Here is a 17,056-nt window from a genome sequence, read left to right on the forward strand (position 1 = left end):
ACATGCAAAATCCGGGCAGTTGTACAAATATATTTTCTAAATGAAAGAGGCTTATTAACTTTGCCTCCATTCAGATGAATTTTATTTTAAGAAATACTGCCAATATTTTTACCCTGCTCAATCTTTTCTGCGGATTTTCAGGAATAGTAAATGCCCTTTACGGGGATGTATTCACTGCTTCGTGGTTTGTCATCTGGGCCTGTATTTTTGACTTTCTGGATGGCTTTACCGCCAGAAAGTTCAATCTTATGTCCGATATCGGCAAACAACTCGACTCTTTCAGCGATTTGGTCAGTTTCGGACTTTTGCCGGCATTTATCCTCCATGTTCTCCTGCTGCGGGCACACGCAAACTGGATTGAAACGCTTTATTTTACAGAAATACCTGCAGTTACTTTTATCCCCTTTATTCTGCCTGCTGCTGCTGCTATCCGGCTTGCCCGTTTCAATCTTGATCAGCAACAAACGGCCATATTCAAAGGTTTACCTACTCCTGCCTCTGCTTTGGTGGTGGCCTCTCTGCCGCTTATTTTACGTTACGACCTTTATATTTTTAACCTGGAATCCATTTATTTCAAGGATTTTATTCTGAATCCATGGCTTCTGCTGTTTATTTCTCTCCTGCTTTCTTTTTTAATGTTGAGCAGGCTGAAATTATTCAGTTTTAAAATGAAAGGTTGGTCTTTTGCCGAAAATAAGCTCCAGTATTTACTGGTAGCTTTGTTTGTGGTCATGTTTATCATTTTTCTTTTTCTTGCAATACCTCTCATTATATTGATTTACATTATTTTATCACTGATCTTTTTAAAAACTGAATCATGAAAAGACTGATATTTGTTTTTGTAAGTATTTTATTTTCCCTGTTTGTTTTTGCACAAGACCTTGATTATGCAAAAACAGTGATGGAAAAGCTGTGTGCAGCCGACATGTTTGGCAGGGGATACATCAGTGCCGGAGATAAAAAGGCAGCATATTTTATTGAAAATGAGTTTATTAAATTTGGCTTGCTCCCATTTGATACCGTTGTGGCAACTTCAGGCAGCAGGGTCGGGCAACCTATAAAGACCTATCAGCAGGAGTTTTCGATGAAGGTAAACACGTTTCCTGAAACGGTAAAACTCATGATTGATAAAACCGAGCTAAAACCGGGAATAGATTTTCTGGTGTCGCCATCATCAGGGCCTACCCCTTTAAAGGAACTCGACATTTATTATCTGGCTCCCCGTCATATCAAAGATGACGCTGCTTTTGAAAACTTTATGGCTGAAGATTTTACAGGTTATTGTATGGTGATTGATGTCGCGACTTTTGAGAAAGAGCCTTACAATAAATACATTAAAAAAATCATTGCCAACGAGATGAAAGCCGATGCCATCATGTTGCTGACAAACGACCTGATGTGGGGAGTTTCCACTTACTTTGAAAAATTTCCGACAGTCATCGTGAAAAAAGAAGTTTTCCCGAAGAAAGCCGAAATGGTTACACTCAAAATAGATACAAAATTCTATTACGACTATAAAACACAGAATGTAATCGGGATGGTGAAAGGGAAAAAATATCCCAATAAGTATATCATAATAGGGGCACATTACGACCATCTGGGATGCATGGGGAAAAACCTGTATTTTCCGGGGGCCAACGACAATGCCAGCGGAGTAGCTATGATGCTTGATCTGGCACGTCATTATGCCGATGTGTTTAATCAGCCGGATTATTCAATGATTTTTATCGGTTTCGGGGCTGAAGAGGCCGGCTTTATCGGATCAAAATATTTTACTGAGCATTCAAAAATTTCACTGGCTGATATCCGCCTGATGATCAACCTCGACATGATGTCAACTGGAGAAACCGGCCTGATGGTGATGAACGGTAAATCTGAATTTACAAAAATGAAAAGTATCAATACTTCAAAGAAGTATCTCGTTGATATTCAGTCGCGTCAGAATTCTCCGATCAGCGACCATTATCCGTTTACAGAGAAAAAAGTAAATGCCATATACCTCTATCTGATGGGTGATCCGCAGAAAAACTATCATTATCATGGGATTGGCGATGTCCCTTCAAACGTTTCGATGAAAGGTTATGAAGGAGCTTTCCGGCTGATTACTGATTATCTGTCAGCTTTAGATTAAGAGATTGTATCTGTTATCAAATTGAAAATCATTGATTTATGAAAAAAATGATTGCATTGTTGTGTTTAGTATTGGCTTTTTATTTTAACAAAGCACAGGACATTCAGCAAAATGAGCCGTTTATCAGATGGAAACAGATAAAAACAGACCATTACAAAATCATTTATCCGGAAGAATTATCAGCTGAGGCCCGGCGGGTAGCCAATACGCTGGAATATGTAAGGGAGCCTTTGCAGAAAACATTAAAACCACGTAAGTTCGGCAAATGGACATTAATGCTGACCAACCGTGGAGCAATGGCCAACGGATATGTCGGTCTGGCACCCCGCAGAAGTGAATGGTATTCAGCTCCTCCGCAAGGCTCACTGGTCGGAACTGGCGAATGGTACCGGCTGCTTTCGGTTCATGAAGGTCGTCACATGGTTCAGTACGATAAATTTAATCACGGATTGACACGTATCGCTTCTCTGTTTTTCGGACAGACAGGTGTAAATGCTTTATCAGTCATCTCTGTCCCAATGTGGTTCTGGGAAGGGGATGCGGTTGGCACCGAAACTTCCCTCACCGCCACCGGACGTGGTCGTATTCCTGACTTTGACCTGCATGTCAGAGCCTTGTTGCTGGCAGGGAAAAGATACAGCTATTACAAAGCTTATATGCTATCTTATAAAGATTATTATCCCAACTGGTACACCCTTGGCTATCTGATGAACTGCTATGTCAGGCGACACAACCCGCCCGATACATGGGATAAAATTCACAATCGGGTGTCGTGGTTTTCTGTCAGTCCTTTCCGGTTTTCACGAATGATGAAAAAATATACGGGTTTAAATGCCAGAAAAACCTACAATGCTGCCATGGATGAACTGGATTCAATTTATCGCTGGCAGGTCAGTGGTCTTCAGTTTACTGAATCAAAAATCATTAATAAGAGAAACAATAAAATCTGGACGAATTTTGAAAATCCGGTTTATTCCGCGGATGGAAAAATCATTGCCTTACAATATGGCCTTGCTGACGATATTCATCTGGTCTCTGTAAATCCTGAAGATGGTAGTGTAAAGAAAATCAAACAGTTGCCTGTTTACGAGAAGCCATCTATTGCCGGAGATTATATCTGCTATAATGAATATTGTTACGACAAGCGTTATCTGAATCAAAATTACTCAGACATTGTACTTTTTAATTTCAAAACAGGGCAGACCAGATATTTAACCACCAAAGGCAGGTTTTTTGTGCCTGAAATTTCTCCTGATTTTACAAAAATTGTTGCAGTAGAATTCACCACCGACCGGAGATGCAATCTGGTCATTTTTGATTTTAAAACGGGAGCAATTCTTGAGCGTATTCCTGAAAAAGACAATGCCTTTATTCAGACCCCTTCATGGTCGGAAGATGGTAAAAAGCTGGTTTTCACCCGTCAGAAGTTTAACGGTAAATCTCTGGTCATCCTTGATCTGGAGACAAAAGCATATCAGGTAGTTATTCCGGAGACATGGGAAAACATTGCCAATCCTGTTTTTTACCGGAATTATATCATTTATGAATCCCCTTATTCAGGAGTTGACAACCTCTATGCTATTGATATTCAGACAGGAAAACGTTATCAGATTACCAATTGCATGCTGGCCGGAGTTAATGCCTCACTGTCTGATGATGAAAGCAAAATGCTTTTCCTTGAGTATTCCGAATATGGATACAATATTGCAGAAATAGCTGTCAATCCTGCAACATGGAAACCCATCGAAGATGTGCAGGTCAGAGAAACCCGCTATTTTGAGCCAATGATTGAGCAGGAACAGGGCAGGAACATTTTCGAAGGAGAAACAGGTATTCCTGAAACCGTTTATCCCGAAACAGACTATCATCAGTCTGCTCATTTGCTGAATGTCCATTCATGGACTTTTTTGCCCTCTGTCAAATCAGGAAGCTTCAGCCTCACTTCCAATGACCTGCTGAATACGACAGGTATAAATTTATTTGCAAATTACAACAGGGATAAAACATGGAGCACCGGTTTTTCATTGAGCTACAATCGTTTTTATCCATTATTTACCCTGTCTGCAGAAAGAAACAGAAGGAATAGCAATGGCAATTTATGGAATGAAAAAGATCTGACAGCCGGTGTGGATATACCCTTGTTTAATAATCGCGGAGCCTGGCAGCGTTTTGCCATGCTGAGCCTTTCTTCGGGTGTTCGTCAGGTAGATGGCCGGACCGATGTCGATAGCTTTGACGCTTTTAACGGCAGGTTTATTCCCTTAAATGCCTCCTTTCAGATTTCAAACACAAAATCGTCTGCCCAACGTGATGTGGATTCGAGATGGTCGCAGTCGTTAACAATTCATTACAGCCGCTCATTGTTTTCAGACCAGTTGGTAGGCAATATTTTTTCACTTCAGTCTGCGTTTAACTTTCCCGGAATGGCTAAAAGCCATGTGATCACCATTGAGGCTGATTTTGAAAAACATCATCATGAAACCTATTGGTTTGCAAGCAATGTAAATTTTGTCAGAGGTTACACTTATGAGCGACAGGATAATTTCAGGCGGTTCTCAGTCAATTATCATTTTCCGGTGCTTTATCCCGATCTGCCCATCGGAGCTTTATTTTACCTGAAACGGGTCAGGTCAGCAGTGTTCTATGACCATGGTGCCGGAAGTTTTCAGGGAAATTCAACTCTTTACAGGTCAGCAGGTTTTGATATCAACTTCGATTTCAATATTCTGAATCTGCCGTTTGAGTTTAATGCCGGTATCAGGGTGCCTTATCTGTTTGATGAAAATCAATGGACACTCCGGTTACTTTTCCTTGGAATGGAGTTGTAGGCGTGCCGGATGTGAATAATTTCTGACAATTCCCAACTGCTGAACGGGTATCTTTGCACAAAAAATCAAAGATATGCGTAAGGTATTGATAATGATATTGTTTTGTGGACTAATCGCACAGGTTTCCTATTCACAGAAATACATCAAATATGTTTTCCTCGACAATAAAGTAAAAATAACTATTCCAGTTCAGCTGGAAAAAAAGGATGTCAAAGATTTTCAGGACAGGGAAGTACTGAAATTACTGAAGGTCTGGCAAACCAAAAAGGCAGAAACCACCCTTTGGGCATTTCTGGTCGATACAAAACCCGCCAATGCCTCCTGCGATCTGATTAAATCTTATCTTGACCAGATTTCGGTATTTACCGAAAACAAATCGGTCAGAAGCAGCAAAACCCAACTGATAAACAACCGTCAGGAGGTATGTGTCATGGAAATTTCTGAATCAGGCGAAAATACTTCGGGACAATTTATGAGTATTTTCGGAGGAAAAATAAATGATAACCAAACCATTATATTTGTCTTCCAATGCCCTGAGCAGAAGAAAAAACACTACCAGCCCGTAGTCAACGGGATTATAAAAAGTCTGACGCTAAACTAAAGGAAGTATTAATAGTTCCGTCTGCCCGACTGAAACCTGTTGTTGGGATTGAATGACCTCTGAGAGGTATTTTCCCTGGCTTCAACGACCTTGATTTTTCTTCCGAAAAACTCTTTCTGGTCTAATGCAGCAATGGCATCTTTGGCTTCGTCTTCATTGGGCATGGTGATAAAAGCAAATCCTTTTGACCTGCCGGTATCGCGGTCGGTGATGATTTTAACTGATTCAACCAGTCCGTAAGCTCCAAAAATCTTTGAAATTTCGTCTTCTCTTGCGGTGTAACTTAGATTACCGATGTAAATGTTCATTATAAATACTTTAAAAATTATTCCTGCTTTGGGCCGGTAATCTAAATCTTGTCAAAATGAATTGATAAAATTCAAATAACCAGAACAAAACACTGCGCAAAGGTAATAGCAGAATTCAGACACGACAAATTAATTATTGGTTTAATTTTTGAATTTTTTGTGCCCAAAAAATTTTTTATGGGATACACACTTCAGATTGGGGAAAGTGCCCCTGATTTTCACCTTCCTGCTACGGACGGTAAAGTTTACAGCCTCTCAGATTTTGCAGATGCAAAGGTTCTTGTGGTCTTTTTTACCTGTAATCATTGTCCTTATGTGATTGGTTCCGATGAGTCAACCCGGCAAACGGTGCTTAAATACCGGGAAAGAGGAGTGGCTTTTGCCGGCATAAATGCCAACAGTCCGCTTACTTATCCGGAAGATAGTTTTGAAAATATGGTTAAAAGAATGGCGGAAAAGAAGTTTCCCTGGGTTTACCTGTTTGACGAAAGCCAGCAATCTGCCCTGCATTACGGAGCATTGAAAACTCCTCATTTCTTTGTATTTGACCAAAACCGCAGGCTGGTTTATACCGGCAGGGCATTGGATAACCCGCGTGAGGCACACCTCAGCACTGTCAACGATCTTGAAAATGCCCTGGAGGATGTGTTAAACGGCAGGCCGGTCAGGAAATCCGTAACTAATCCGATAGGCTGCAATATCAAGTGGCATGGAAAAGACCCGAAGTGGATGCCACCCGAAGCCTGCGATCTGGTTTAATTTTCAATCTTTTTCATAAAAAAAAAGCTACAGGCCCAAAATTTATGAACCTGCAGCCACTGGTAGAAATGAAAAGAATCTGCTTTTACATTCCCTGCCATGGCAAAATGTTACTTTTGTCTTTTTAAATGATTGATTTATAATGATTTAATTATTTTATTGATTGGTTCTTCTGAATAAGCTGAAACTAAAGCCAAGTCTTTTCTGAAGGAAATAGAGGATGGAAATTTTAATGACCCCTAAGCCGTAAATCAGACTTCGTCTGAAATTGATAGAGGATGCTTCCTTAAAATATCTGGTAGGGCAGGTAATTTCAGCAATTTCATAACCGGAATAAAGAATCTGGGCAGTCAGCTCATTGTCAAAAATAAAATCGTCAGAATTCTTTTGAAAATCAATTTTTTCAAATACTTCCCGACAAAAAGCACGATATCCTGTATGATATTCCGACAGCTTTGCCCCGGTCATCAGGTTTTGAAAAAGGGTGAGAATCCTGTTTGCAATGTATTTATAAAGTGGCATTCCTCCCTTCAGTGCACCTCTCCCCAAAATCCTTGAGGCATAAACTACTTTGTAGAGTCCACTGGATAAAATTTCTGCCATTGCCGGAATTAATCTGGGAGTGTATTGATAATCAGGATGAAGCATGATAATAATATCTCCGCCAAGTTCGAGTGCTTTTTTATAACAGCTCTTCTGATTTCCACCATATCCGAGGTTTTTCTGATGTTCAATGATATGCCTGATACCTAATTTTCTGGCAATACTGATGGTTTGATCGGTACTTTTATCATCCACCAGCACCACCTCATCCACCAATGGAAAAGGTATTTCTGAAAATGTAGATACCAGTGTTTTTTCTGCATTGAAAGCAGGAAGGACAACAATGATTTTCTGGTGGTTCAGCATGACAACTAAAACATGCAAAGGTACCCCGAAAATGAATATTTTTGCCTGAAAATAATTACTGTTTAAAAAAGCTTTGTAAAATTGTAGAAATTCTCACAAACAGTTTAAATCAAAATGACAAAGATGGCAGATACCAATAAAGCATTTAACGAGGAAAATATACTGGAACATGCCCACCGGGAGAGATTAAAGGAACTGGCAGCCATCAACCGGACTTCAGGTTTGCTGAAAGAAGGAAGACCTTTGGATGATACATTTCAGCAATTGTGTTTTTTCCTGCCTGAAGCATGGCAATATCCCGAATTTACCTGCATAAGAATACGATACAATGGGAAAGTTTATACCAGCCAGGGATTTCTGGAAACAAAATGGTCGCAGATGGCTGGATTTGAATCTTTTGACGGGAAAAAGGGGAGCATTGAGGTTTTTTATACCCGTGAGTTTATGGAGATTGATGAAGGTCCTTTCATGAAAGAAGAACGTGACCTTATTAATAATTTAGCCGGTTTGATTACAGGCTACCTCAATTCCATGCTGGCCAGGGAGGTCTTCAAAATCAAGGAAGAAAAAGCTGAAAGCTGTATTGTGCCGGGAACATTGAAACCCGGACGTAAGCTTCTTCATCAGTTTTTAAATAAAAACAATTACGACAGAGATATTTATCACGACCTGATGCCATATAAGGTTCGGGAAATTCTCCTTGTGGCTACCCTTTATGATGCTTACAGCATTGAACGTGAAGGGCGATTCTCTGAATATGTACTTGGCGAATATCATCAGCTCAACCTGACTTCACTTCCACGGATAACCGGTGTTTCTTCAGAGGAAGAGGTTTTTGAACAACTTTATTCAAAACATTACGATCTGATTATCTTTATGGTTGGTGTGGATAAAAAATTACCCGTTCGCATCAGTCATCAGGTTCGTGAAAAATTTCCCTACATCCCGATTTTCTTCCTGCTCAACAACAACCAGGATGTTTCCTTGTTTCATGATAAGTCATACCCGTTTATTGACCGTCTTTTTGTGTGGAACGGGGATTCGAAGGTGTTTTTTTCCATGATCAAGCATCTGGAGGACAAAATAAACGCTGAAAATGATACACGGATTGGGATGGTCAGGGTGATTCTGCTGGTGGAAGACTCCCCGATTTATTATACCCGCTATCTTCCTATGCTTTATTCTGTGGTAATGGAACAAACCAAACGTATTATTGATGATGTAACAACAGATGAGCTTTACCGCGTATTGAAACTCAGGGCGCGGCCAAAGATTTTGCTTGCTACCAATTATGAAGAGGCCATTGAGATTACTGAAAAATATAAGGATTATCTGCTGTGTCTGATTTCCGACATGAGCTTCAGGAAAAACGGTGTTGATCATCCGATGGCAGGTTACGAACTGGTCAGCCATGTGAAAAGCCGGTTTAAAGACCTTCCTGTCATACTTCAATCTTCTGATCCTGAAAACGCCAGGTTAGCCTTCGAACTAAAATCAACTTTTATAGATAAAAATTCCGACAGCCTTCTGCAGGATTTCAGAAGTTTTATTACCCATTATCTGGGTTTTGGTAATTTTGTTTACCGCAACAGCAAAGGGGTTCAGATTGCGGTGGCTCATTCCCTGAAGGAATTTGAAAAACAATTAAGAGTGATCCCTGACGATTCTTTGCTTTACCATGCAAGACGCAATCATTTTTCGCTCTGGCTGATGGCAAGAGGCGAAATACAGGTAGCAAAAATTATCAATCCTGCTAAAGTTTCTGATTTTAAGAGTCCTCAGGAATTGCGTGAATATCTGATTGACGTGATTCAGAAATTCCGTAATGAGCAGAATCAGGGAAAAGTGATTCCGTTCGAAGAATCAGCTATCAATGACGAGAGCAATATTCTGCTGTTGACAGAAGGAGCATTGGGAGGAAAAGGACGAGGCCTTGCTTTTGTCAATACGCTTATCTATAATTTTGATTTTCATCAGCTTATACCTAACATTAATATACGAACCCCGAAAACTTCCATCATTGGTGCCGATGAATTCGAGTATTTTCTTGATCGCAACAATCTCAGAGAGGTGCTCGATGAACACATTACTGAATATGAATTCATCAGGGAAAATTTTGCTAAAGGACATCTCTCGGAAGGTCTGATAAAAAAACTGAAACTTATCCTGAAAAACATTACAAAACCGCTGGCAATACGTTCTTCCGGACTATTTGAAGACTCCCTGGCTCAACCTTTTGCCGGAATTTTCGAAACCTATATATTGCCCAACAATCATCCCGACCTGAATGTCAGGCTGGAACAGTGTATGTCAGCCATCAAGCTGGTTTATGCTTCTGTTTATTCTCCTGTAGCCCGTGCCTATATCGAAGCAGTTCATTATAAAATCGAAGAGGAGAAAATGGCAGTTGTAATTCAGGAACTTGTTGGGAATCAGTTTGATGAATATTATTATCCGCATATCAGCGGAGTCGCCCAGTCGTACAATTTTTATCCGTTCGGGCACATGAATCCGGAAGATGGATTTGCAGTTGCAGCTCTTGGGTTGGGAACCTATGTCGTTCAGGGCGAAAAAGCCTATCGCTTTTGTCCGAAATATCCGACCCTCGACATCAACACCCCTAAAGATCAGTATAAAAACTCCCAGGTTTATTTTTATGCTGTAAACCTGAAAAACAAAGATATTAACCTGATGGAAGGAGAGGATGCCGGACTTATAAAACTTGATATTGATGTAGCTGAAACGCATGGTAGCATTAAACATCTTGCTTCTGTTTACGACCGCGACAACGAGCGTATAGTCCCCGGCTTGTCTGAATATGGTCCAAGGATTATCAACTTTGCAGATATACTTAAATATCAGTATATTCCGCTTGCCGAAACCATTGCAGATATTCTGGAAATTGTTCAGGAAGCGCTGGGCTCACCGGTCGAAATTGAATTCGCTGTGGATTTGACAAAAGACAATAAAAACAGGGCTTCCTTTTATCTGCTTCAGATCAAACCGCTTTTCGGCAGTGCTCAGGATTTCGAATTTGAGGCAGACAACATCCCAAAAGATGAAATCATTCTTTATACGGTTAAAGGGATGGGAAATGGAATGATTGACAATTTGACTGATGTTATTTATGTGGATTATCAGGACTTTGATAAATCAAAAACACGGGAAATGGCAGCCGAAATTGATAAAATAAACAGCAGGATGGTCGAACAGAATAAAAATTATATTCTGATAGGCCCTGGACGTTGGGGAACACGCGATCAATGGATTGGAATTCCGGTTGCATGGCCTCAGATTTCCAATGCCAAAGTGATTGTTGAAACAAGTTTTGAAGACTTTCCTCTTGATGCTTCTTCCGGTTCCCATTTCTTTCATAATGTAACTTCAATGAATGTGGGTTATTTTACTATTCAGCAGGAATATGAAAATCAATGGATTAACTGGGATTTACTGAAAAAAGGAAAACTGGTCAGTAAGTATAATTTCTTTACCCATGTCTGTTTCGAACAACCACTCAAGGTGATGATGGATGGTAAAAAAAGAATTGCTGTCATAAAAGTGTAAAAATTTCCTATGAAAGATATTATTAAAGACAGGCTGAATGAAAGGGCAAAAGAACTGAATTGCCTGTATCAGGTGATTGATTTGCTACGCCATGAGAATTCATCATTAAACTATGTTTTTCAACAACTTGTAAAAATTATTCCTCCTGCATGGCAATATCCTTCCGTTTGTTGTGTACGAATTACCTATGAAGATGAAGTGTTTAAATCCGAAGAATTTCTGGAAACTTTATGGGTGCAGTCTGCTGATATAGTAGTGGACGACAAGGTAATGGGGAAAATAGAGGTTTTTTATATGCAGTTCATCCGCCTTATCAATGGCAGCCAGTTTTTGCCTGAAGAACAGAAGTTGTTGAATGTCATTGCTTTAAAGATAAGTGAATACTTGTTTTCCCGTAAATTGCAAAAAACGATTGAGCTTTTGCAAAAAGAGAGTCATCTGTTGACGCATGAAATGGAAAGCAATGAGATATTGCCTGTTTTTCACGACCAGCATTGGAAATGGCGATACAGAATGGTTGAAAAACTGGTCGGAAAACTGGACAGGGAAAAAACCGGAGTTGTTGCCTGTTATGTAATTGGAAGTACAAAAAACGCAACGGCAGGGCCAAAAAGCGATATTGATCTCCTGATTCATTTCAGGGGAAATGACCTGCAACGAAATGCACTTTTGGCTTATATCTCTGGTTGGAGTCATGCCCTCGCTGAATACAATTATGAAAAAACCGGTTGCCTGTCGGAAGACGGATTGATTGATTTACATATCATTACAGATGAAGATATTGAGAAGAAGACATCTTATGCCATCATGATAGGATCAACCGAAAATTCGGCACGAAAAATTCCATTTGCAGGAGAATAAGCTCATGATAATTCTTTTTACATCGGATCTCCACGGAAAAATTCAGCGCTATAACGAATTGTTCAGGCAGGTTGAAAATATCAGGCCTGATGTGGTTTTGCTGGGCGGTGATTTGCTTCCTCATGTCAGAAAGATTGATTTTCATGAGTTTGTTGAGGATTTTCTGATAAAAAATTTTGACAGTCTGAGATCAGGGATGAAAGATGAATATCCTTTTGTGGGCCTGATTTTGGGAAATGATGACCCGGGGATTGCTGAATCCATTTTTATAGATGCCCAGAAAAGCGGAATATGGACCTATCTTCACATGAAAATGGTTCATTTCAAAGGAATTGATTTCTACGGATATTCTTTTGTTCCGCCAACGCCCTTTTTGCTGAAAGACTGGGAAAAATACGATGTTTCGCGCTATGTTGATCCGGGTTGTGTTCCTCCTGATGAGGGGTTCAGAACCAAAGAGCCTGATTACGACACCGAATTTGCTACCATAGCAGACGACCTTGAACGACTCTCCGGCCATGCTGATGTTTCTCAGGCTGTTTTTTTATTTCATTCGCCTCCATACCAGACAAAACTCGACCGGGCTGCCTTCGATGGAAAAATGATAGATCATATTCCGCTGGATGTCCATGTCGGAAGTATAGCTATCCGAAGGTTTATCGAAAGCAGGCAACCATTTCTGACTTTGCATGGCCATATTCATGAATCTACCTTTCTGACGGGTCATTTTTCCGACAAACTGGGAAAAACATGGATGTTTAACGGAGCAAACCATACCCATGAACTTCCCCTTATTGTGATTGATACGGATTCCCCGGAAAATACAAAACGTTTGTTGTACCCATAATAAATTTAAAATGCCATTTTCAAAGTATTACCGATTTTCAAGCAAAATTGACGAAACTTCATTTCACCTCCTGATGAAAAAACGCATTCATCAGGTGTTACTTATTTCAAGTGCTTACGATTCCTTTATGCTTGAAGAAGATGGTCGCATTGACGAGCAGATTTTCAATGAATATACTTCACTTAGCCTGCGTTATCCACCGACTTTCATCCATGCCACCTCTGCCGAATCGGCTTTTCAAATCCTTGCTTCAGAAAAAATAGATCTGATTATCAATATGTTAAGTATTGAAGACATGGATCCGTTTGAGCTGGCAAAAAATATAAAAGGTAAATATTCATGGATTCCCATTGTCGTACTGACACCTTTTTCACGTGAGGTTTCGCTTAAGCTCACCAATGAAGACCTTAGTGCGGTCGATTATGTGTTTTCCTGGCTTGGTAATGCTGATTTGCTGCTTGCTATCATCAAACTTATCGAAGACAAGATGAATGTCGAAGATGATGTGATTAATGTGGGAGTTCAGACCATTATTCTGGTGGAAGATTCCATTCGTTTTTACAGCAGCTATTTGCCTTTGCTTTATAAAATTATTTTCCGTCAGAGCAGGGAGTTTATCACCGAAGCCCTGAACGAACACCAAAAAATGCTACGACTGAGAGGGAGGCCAAAGGTTCTGCTGGCCACCAACTACGAGGAAGCCATCACTTTTTATGAGAAATATAAAAACAATCTGCTGGGAGTCATAACCGACATTAGTTATAAAAGGAATAATGAGACTGATAAGCTGGCGGGTGTAAAACTATGCAGAAAATTGAAGGAAGAGGATTTGTACCTGCCGGTATTACTTCAGTCGTCTGAACTTGAAAATGAAAAATATGCCAGAGAGCTTGATGTCAAGTTTTTGTATAAGGAATCGAAAACACTGCCACTCGAATTACGCGATTATATCAATGAATATCTGGCTTTCGGCCCTTTTATATTCAGAGATCCCAAGACAAAGGAAGAAATAGGAAGAGCCATTGACCTTCAGGATCTGCAGCATAAACTGTTTGACATTCCGGATGATAGTTTCATTTATCATATTGAAAGAAATCATTTTTCCAAATGGTTGAATGCCAGGGCATTGTTCCCGATTGCTGACAAGCTGAAGTACATGACCATGGAAGATTTCAACAAAGACCTCGATCAGATCAGGCGATACATTTATGATGCTATTGTAGCTTACAGATTAAACAAAGGGAGGGGTATTATTGCCGATTTTGACAGGACCAGGTTTGATGAATTTACTATTTTTTCCCGCATCGGAGAAGGAAGTATTGGTGGTAAAGCCCGCGGCCTTGCCTTTATTGATTCAATGATTAAAAAACATGACATTATTGATAAATTTCAGGATGTTATTATCACCATTCCCCGGACAGTGGTCATTTCCACTGATATTTTTGATGAGTTTCTCGAAATCAATAATTTATGGGAAATTGCCTTGTCCGATTTACCTGATGAGGCAATATTGTCTCATTTTTTAAATGCCCACCTGCCTGTAAAAATCCATGCCGACCTGCTGGCATTTTTGTCTGTTATTAAAAACCCTATAGCCGTTCGTTCCTCAAGTTTGCTCGAAGATAGCCATTATCAGCCTTTTGCAGGGGTTTATTCCACTTATATGGTCCCCAATGTTAAAACCGATGAAAGAACTTTTCTCGAACTGGTCAGTAATGCCATCAAAGCCGTCTATGCCTCCGTGTTTTACAAATCAAGCAAAGCCTATATGCAAGCCACTTCGAATGTGATTGATGCCGAAAAGATGGCTATTGTTTTACAGGAAGTGTGTGGTAATCAATATAATGGAAAATTTTATCCAACTCTTTCGGGGGTGGCTCGCTCCATCAATTTCTACCCCATAGATCCTGAAAAATCAAAAGACGGAGTGGCCAATGTTGCCTTTGGACTTGGAAAATATATTGTGGATGGAGGGGTTTCTCTAAGATTTAGCCCGAAACACCCCAAACGGATTATTCAGCTGTCTTCTACTGAAAATGCACTCAGGGAAACGCAAAAATATTTTTATGCCCTTGACATGGAAAATACCCGCTTTATTCCCTCCACTGATGATAGCTGCAATATGTTGAAACTTAAAATTTCAGAAGCTGAAGCGCATGGTTCTCTTAAATATGTGGTTTCTACCTATGATTTTCAAAATGATATCATTCGCGATGGTTATTTTCAGAATGGGAAAATCATCGTAACTTTTTCACCTATATTGAATCATCATCTCTTCCCTTTGTCTGATATTCTGAGCTATTTACTGGAAATAGGGCAAAAAGAGATGAACAAACCCATTGAGATTGAGTTTGCCGTCAACCTCAATGTCCCGAAAGACAGCCCCAAAATATTCAACTATCTCCAGATCCGGCCTATCGTTCAGACAGACGAAAAACTGAACTGCAAAATAGAAGATATTGAACCCAACGAGTGTATTATTTATTCAAACTCAGCATTGGGAAACGGGATTATTAACGACATTTACGATTTTATTTATGTAAAACCTGATACTTTCAAATCATCAGCAACCAAACAAATTGCCGAAGAAATAGAAAAACTGAATGCGAAAATGGCAGATGAAAAAAGGTATTTTGTGCTGGTTGGTCCGGGCCGCTGGGGCAGCAGCGATCCATGGCTGGGTATTCCGGTCAAGTGGGCTCAGATTTGTCAGGCAAGAATTATAGTCGAATCTGGCCTGTCAAGTTTTCGTATCGATCCAAGCCAGGGGACCCATTTCTTTCAGAACCTGACTTCTTTCAGGGTGGGATATTTTACCATTAATCCGTTTATCAATGATGGTTATTTTGACCTTGATTATCTGAAAAGTAAAGAATGTGTTTTTGAAAATCAGTATCTGAAGCACATTCGTTTTCAGAATCCGATTAAAATAAAAATTGACGGACAAAAAAATATTGGCGTAGTTTTAAAGGAAGAATACATTGATCCTCAGAATGTTATTTAGACTTTCATCTGATGTATTCAGACAAATTCTGAATTAATCTTATTTCCAATAACCAGAAGTTTTATTTTTGCCTCTTTAATTTTTTGATAACTAAAAGGAAATAAACATGATTCTGGGAATACTCAAAGAAAAAGAGCCTGAAAAAAGAGTGGCATTGCTGCCCGAAGATGCCGCTACGCTGGTTAAAATGAAAGTTCATGTCAGAATAGAATCAGGGGCGGGAGAAACAGCTTTTGCCAGCGACAACGACTATGTAGCTCAGGGCGTTGAAATAACTGACAGAAACACCATTTTGACACAAAGCGATATAGTCATCTGTATCAATACGCCCGAAAAATCGGAAATGGACAAAATCGGAGAGCAAAAAACCATCATGTCGGTGTTCAATCCCCTGTCAGATGTCGAAACGGTTAAATACCTGAAAAACAAAAACCTGACAGCATTCAGTTTTGACATTATTCCGCGTACAACCCGTGCTCAGGCCATGGATATCTTATCATCAATGGCAACTGTTTCAGGATACAGGGCTGTGCTCGATGCTGCCCGCTTTTTACCGACTTTCTTCCCTATGTTTATGACCGCTGCCGGTACCATCAAACCTGCAAAGGTGCTGATACTCGGAGCCGGTGTGGCAGGCCTGCAGGCACTTGCTACTGCCCGTAAACTGGGCGCCCAGGTTGAAGTATTCGATGTCAGGTCGGCTGTCAGGGAAGAAGTGAAAAGCCTTGGCGGAAAATTCGTGGAGGTTGAAGGGGCAGTTGAAGATAAAGCAGCCGGAGGTTATGCGGTTGAGCAAACGGAAGAATATAAAAGAAAACAGCAGGAAGCTATTCATAATCATGCAGTTAAATCGGATGTCATCATTGCCACTGCTCAGATTCCCGGTAAAAGAGCCCCTATACTGCTGAAGAAAGAAACGGTTGAAGCCATGAAACCCGGTAGTGTGATTATTGACCTCGCTGCTTCGACAGGTGGTAACTGCGAACTGACCGAAAATGCCAGTACAGTTGTGAAAAATGGTGTAACCATTATTGGCAAATCAGATTACCCTGCCACCATGCCTGTTGATGCCAGCCGTATGTTCGGGAAAAACATTATTAATTTCCTGAAACTGCTGATCGATAAGGAAGGAAATTATAACATTAATCTGGAAGATGATATTGTTAAAGGCACCTGTGTTACTCATTCGGGAAATATCATCAGCGAAAGAATAAAATCAGTTGTTGAACCTTAATTATTAAAGC

At 40.1% G+C, this 17,056-nt stretch carries 12 protein-coding genes; 10 read left to right on the top strand and 2 right to left on the bottom strand.

The features are described 5' to 3' along the window. The first annotated feature begins 74 nt into the window (after positions 1-74). The 4 genes from GX437_03435 to GX437_03450 all read left to right on the top strand — a co-directional run bounded on the left by GX437_03435 (position 75) and on the right by GX437_03450 (position 5,560). Entirely contained in the window at positions 75-821 is a 747-nt protein-coding gene (locus GX437_03435) for a hypothetical protein (GenBank protein NLJ06705.1), read from the top strand. Then, complete coding sequence (locus GX437_03440; GenBank protein ID NLJ06706.1) at positions 818-2,131, top strand: M20/M25/M40 family metallo-hydrolase; 1,314 nt, start codon at positions 818-820, stop codon at positions 2,129-2,131. Before GX437_03435 ends, GX437_03440 begins: the two co-directional genes overlap by 4 nt. A gap of 38 nt (positions 2,132-2,169) precedes the next feature. Further along, positions 2,170-4,959 (top strand): hypothetical protein, encoded by a 2,790-nt coding sequence (locus tag GX437_03445; protein ID NLJ06707.1) that lies wholly within the window; start codon positions 2,170-2,172, stop codon positions 4,957-4,959. A gap of 73 nt (positions 4,960-5,032) precedes the next feature. After that, positions 5,033-5,560, top strand: coding sequence for a hypothetical protein (locus GX437_03450; GenBank protein ID NLJ06708.1), 528 nt, complete (start codon positions 5,033-5,035; stop codon positions 5,558-5,560). An 8-nt stretch (positions 5,561-5,568) separates the two neighbouring features. Here the strand turns inward: GX437_03450 and GX437_03455 are convergent, their stop codons facing one another. Then, positions 5,569-5,868: an RNA-binding protein gene (locus GX437_03455; GenBank protein ID NLJ06709.1), complete on the bottom strand. Its 300-nt coding sequence runs from the start codon at positions 5,866-5,868 to the stop codon at positions 5,569-5,571. Positions 5,869-6,045: 177 nt separating this feature from the next. Between GX437_03455 and GX437_03460 the strand changes: the two genes are divergently transcribed. After that, positions 6,046-6,627 carry a thioredoxin family protein gene (locus tag GX437_03460; protein NLJ06710.1) on the top strand — a complete coding sequence of 194 codons (582 nt, stop codon included), beginning with the start codon at positions 6,046-6,048 and terminating at the stop codon, positions 6,625-6,627. A gap of 156 nt (positions 6,628-6,783) precedes the next feature. On the opposite strand, the gene GX437_03465 is transcribed toward GX437_03460, so the two are convergent. Then, entirely contained in the window at positions 6,784-7,536 is a 753-nt protein-coding gene (locus GX437_03465) for a glycosyltransferase family 2 protein (protein NLJ06711.1), read from the bottom strand. 531 nt (positions 7,537-8,067) lie between these two features. Here GX437_03465 and GX437_03470 point away from each other — a divergent pair. The 5 genes from GX437_03470 to GX437_03490 all read left to right on the top strand — a co-directional run bounded on the left by GX437_03470 (position 8,068) and on the right by GX437_03490 (position 17,046). Continuing rightward, positions 8,068-11,100 carry a pyruvate, phosphate dikinase gene (locus GX437_03470; GenBank protein ID NLJ06712.1) on the top strand — a complete coding sequence of 1,011 codons (3,033 nt, stop codon included), beginning with the start codon at positions 8,068-8,070 and terminating at the stop codon, positions 11,098-11,100. Positions 11,101-11,109: 9 nt separating this feature from the next. Beyond that, the gene (locus GX437_03475) at positions 11,110-11,961 is read left to right on the top strand and encodes a hypothetical protein (protein ID NLJ06713.1); all 852 of its coding nucleotides are present in this window, start codon (positions 11,110-11,112) and stop codon (positions 11,959-11,961) included. Positions 11,962-11,965: 4 nt separating this feature from the next. After that, positions 11,966-12,808 (top strand): hypothetical protein, encoded by an 843-nt coding sequence (locus GX437_03480; protein NLJ06714.1) that lies wholly within the window; start codon positions 11,966-11,968, stop codon positions 12,806-12,808. A gap of 10 nt (positions 12,809-12,818) precedes the next feature. Beyond that, complete coding sequence (locus tag GX437_03485; GenBank protein ID NLJ06715.1) at positions 12,819-15,812, top strand: phosphoenolpyruvate synthase; 2,994 nt, start codon at positions 12,819-12,821, stop codon at positions 15,810-15,812. A gap of 106 nt (positions 15,813-15,918) precedes the next feature. After that, complete coding sequence (locus tag GX437_03490) at positions 15,919-17,046, top strand: Re/Si-specific NAD(P)(+) transhydrogenase subunit alpha (GenBank protein ID NLJ06716.1); 1,128 nt, start codon at positions 15,919-15,921, stop codon at positions 17,044-17,046. Positions 17,047-17,056 lie beyond the last annotated feature (10 nt).

This window comes from Sphingobacteriales bacterium, from assembly GCA_012517435.1.
GTDB lineage: Bacteria > Bacteroidota > Bacteroidia > CAILMK01 > JAAYUY01 > JAAYUY01.